The sequence below is a fragment of the Moorena sp. SIO4E2 genome (assembly GCF_010671945.1).
Classification (GTDB): domain Bacteria; phylum Cyanobacteriota; class Cyanobacteriia; order Cyanobacteriales; family Coleofasciculaceae; genus Moorena; species Moorena producens.
The window spans coordinates 1-3,154 of record NZ_JAAHIE010000722.1 but is presented as its reverse complement, the minus strand read 5'-3'; the positions used below and the strand labels follow the sequence as shown (position 1 = coordinate 3,154).

The window sequence follows — 3,154 nt, the reverse complement described above, 5'->3', positions numbered from 1 at the left end:
CCCTGAGGAATATTGGTTCGGAAAAAGCCGTTGAGCCTTTAATTGCTGCTCTTACAGATCAGGACTTGCTTGTCAGAAGTTACGCAGCAGAGGCCCTGGGGAATATTGGTTCGGAAAAAGGTGTTGAGCCTTTAATTGCTGCTCTTACAGATCTCGACTTGTTTGTCAGAAGGTACGCAGCAGTGGCTCTGGGGAAGATTGGTTCGGAAAAAGACCTTGAGCCTTTAATTGCTGCTCTTACAGATCAGGTCTCGTATGTCAGAAGCTACGCAGCAGAGGCTCTGGGGAATATTGGTTCGGAAAAAGCCGTTGAGCCTTTAATTGCTGCTCTTACAGATCTCGACTCGTATGTCAGATGGAACGCAGCAGTAGCCCTGGGGAATATTGGTTCGGAAAAAGCCGTTGAGCCTTTAATTGCTGCTCTTACAGATCTCGACTCGGATGTCAGAAGCTACGCAGCAGAGGCACTGGGGAAGATTGGTTCGGAAAAAGCCGTTGAGCCTTTAATTGCTGCTCTTACAGATCTCGACTCGTATGTCAGATGGAACGCAGCAGAGGCCCTGGGGAAGATTGGTTCGGAAAAAGCCGTTGAGCCTTTAATTGCTGCTCTTACAGATCTCGACTTGCTTGTCAGATGGAACGCAGCAGATTCTCTGGGGAAGATTGGTTCGGAAAAAGACCTTGAGCCTTTAATTGCTGCTCTTACAGATCTCGACTTGTTTGTCAGAAGGTACGCAGCAGTGGCTCTGGGGAAGATTGGTTCGGAAAAAGGTGTTGAGCCTTTAATTGCTGCTCTTACAGATCTCGACTTGTTTGTCAGAAGGTACGCAGCAGTGGCTCTGGGGAAGATTGGTTCGGAAAAAGGTGTTGAGCCTTTAATTGCTGCTCTTACAGATCTCGACTTGTTTGTCAGAAGGTACGCAGCAGTGGCTCTGGGGAAGATTGGTTCGGAAAAAGGTGTTGAGCCTTTAATTGCTGCTCTTACAGATCTCGACTTGTTTGTCAGAAGGTACGCAGCAGTGGCTCTGGGGAAGATTGGTTCGGAAAAAGCCGTTGAGCCTTTAATTGCTGCTCTGAGAGATTGGGATTCGTATGTCAGATGGAACGCAGCAGAGGCTCTGGGAAAATTCAAAAGCTCTGAAGTATTAAAACAGGTGCTTCAAAATTCTAGAATTGACATTTATGAAGCTGAATTATTTTCTCTTACAAGAAAGCTAGCTATTAAATTCAGTAATGACAAAGAACTTTTTAGCAAAGACCTGATAAATAAGAACGCTTTGATTCCAGTTTATCCTGAGCGAATTAAAACTTCTCCCCTAATTTATGTAAAACGCTTTTTTAATAAAAATAAATTAAATATAGCAATCCTAAATAGGTTGTGGTAATTTTCGGAATCAAAAAAGCTTCCTCTAAAACAACACAATAGATAACCTTAATTATAATTATAGTATACCTTAAAATCCCGACTCCCTACTCCCGACTCCCTACTCCCTTCCCTAAACAATCATGACTACCCTAACCCTTGATCTCCAATCAATTAACCTTACCGACGAGCAATTTTTCCAGCTTTGTCAAGACAACGATAATTTGAAATTTGAACGCAATGCTAATGGAGATTTAATTATTATGTCACCCACTGGCGGCAGCACAGGAAACCGTAATCTAGAAATAGGCTACCAACTTCAAGCCTGGAGCCGTCAAAACAAGTTGGGCATTGCTTTCGATTCTTCCACTGGTTTTAAACTCCCCAATGGTGCCGACCGTTCTCCCGATGCATCTTGGATACCATTACAACGCTGGAATAGTTTAACTCCTCAACAACAAGAGAAATTTTTGCCCCTGTGTCCTGATTTTGTGATTGAATTACGTTCTCCCAGTGATAGCTTGACAGCAATTCGCAAAAAAATGGAAGAATACCGAGACAATGGCACTCGTTTAGGTTGGTTAATTAATCGTAAAGAGCGACAAGTGGAAATTTATCGACCAAGTAAAGAGGTTGAAGTTTTAGAGTCTCCCACTACTGTATCGGGAGAAGAGGTTTTGCCTGGTTTTGTGCTGTATCTTGATTTAATTTGGTAAAGGGGTCTAAGCAGTCAGCGGTCAGTGGTCAGCGGTCAGTGGTCAGCGGTCAGCGGTCAGCTTATTTTATTCAAAAGCACCTCAAGTACAGTGGAACAGGCTTCTAGCCTGTGAAGTTAAGGCATAAGCTGAAAGCTGTTCGCGTAGCGCTTAAGCTGAAAGCTGAAAACTGATAGCTGATAGCTGATAGCTGATAGCTCAAAGCTGAAAACTGATAGCTGATAGCTGCCGAGTGTCAAAGATCAAAATCCTCTGGATTTATCCCTTTCGCTCTTAATTGTTCCAGCAATGATTGCATACGACTTCTTTCTTGCTCTAGAGCTTTCTCCGCTTGCTCTTTTAGTTCAATAGCTTGCTCTTTTAGTTCAACAATTTCCAAATAGCTCGCAAACCGCTCACCATTAGGATAATACAGTACCAATTCTGACTCTACTAACTCAAAGGTAATTCCTAAACAGGGACTAACCCAACCAAGCATCTGGGGGATAGGTTCTAAGGTTTCTCCTGAACGCAACCAGCCTTTTAGTTTTGTCCGATTTGGATCATAGAGATAGTACTCTTCTACCTCATGAGTTTGGTAAAACTTTAGTTTATCGTCTTCTAATTCCTTGATAGTGTTTGTGTGTGAGGCTATTTCAAAAACTACCTGGGGATTAATGTTATCTTCAACCCAGGTTTTGTAAGAACGCCGATGCCCTTTTGGTCTACCGATCACCACCATCACATCCGGTGCTTGGTTAATTTTTGGTTGTCCTTCTACTGGATACCACAACAAATCCCCGGCTACAAACACATTCGGGTCATCTTTAAATCGAAGGTCTAGGCCAGACTTAATGGTAGTAATTAGTTCAAATTGAAGGGTATTGTCCGCCAAAGGTTTGCCGTCACTTTCGGGATAAAAAATGTCATCAGTAGTTGGCTGTAGCTGCTGAACCATTGTAAAACCTTTACCTGAGTTGATAATGAAGAATAGGGAATAGGGAATTGGGAATTGGGAATCGGGAATTGGGAATCGGGAAAATGGAGCAACTCGTTCCAATTTATTGATTATAAACTCAGTGCATCTCCTACCTTA

At 42.8% G+C, this 3,154-nt stretch carries 4 protein-coding genes; 2 read left to right on the top strand and 2 right to left on the bottom strand.

Features of this window, described 5'->3' with window-relative positions:
• Together F6K37_RS36030 and F6K37_RS36025 are read left to right on the top strand one after the other, a co-directional pair.
• Window positions 1–1,385, top strand: a 1,385-nt coding sequence (locus tag F6K37_RS36030) for a HEAT repeat domain-containing protein (RefSeq protein WP_287255765.1), incomplete at its 5' end; no start/stop codon positions are given.
• Between the two features lie 121 nt (window positions 1,386–1,506).
• The gene (locus F6K37_RS36025) at window positions 1,507–2,079 is read left to right on the top strand and encodes a Uma2 family endonuclease (protein ID WP_287255762.1); all 573 of its coding nucleotides are present in this window, start codon (window positions 1,507–1,509) and stop codon (window positions 2,077–2,079) included.
• A 116-nt stretch (window positions 2,080–2,195) separates the two neighbouring features.
• On the opposite strand, the gene F6K37_RS36020 is transcribed toward F6K37_RS36025, so the two are convergent.
• Together F6K37_RS36020 and F6K37_RS36015 are read right to left on the bottom strand one after the other, a co-directional pair.
• Window positions 2,196–2,318: a hypothetical protein gene (locus F6K37_RS36020; protein ID WP_287255759.1), complete on the bottom strand. Its 123-nt coding sequence runs from the start codon at window positions 2,316–2,318 to the stop codon at window positions 2,196–2,198.
• A complete protein-coding gene (locus F6K37_RS36015; protein ID WP_287255767.1) occupies window positions 2,315–3,016 on the bottom strand; it encodes a Uma2 family endonuclease in 702 nt (233 codons plus the stop codon). The genes F6K37_RS36020 and F6K37_RS36015 overlap by 4 nt, the downstream gene beginning before the upstream one ends.
• Window positions 3,017–3,154 lie beyond the last annotated feature (138 nt).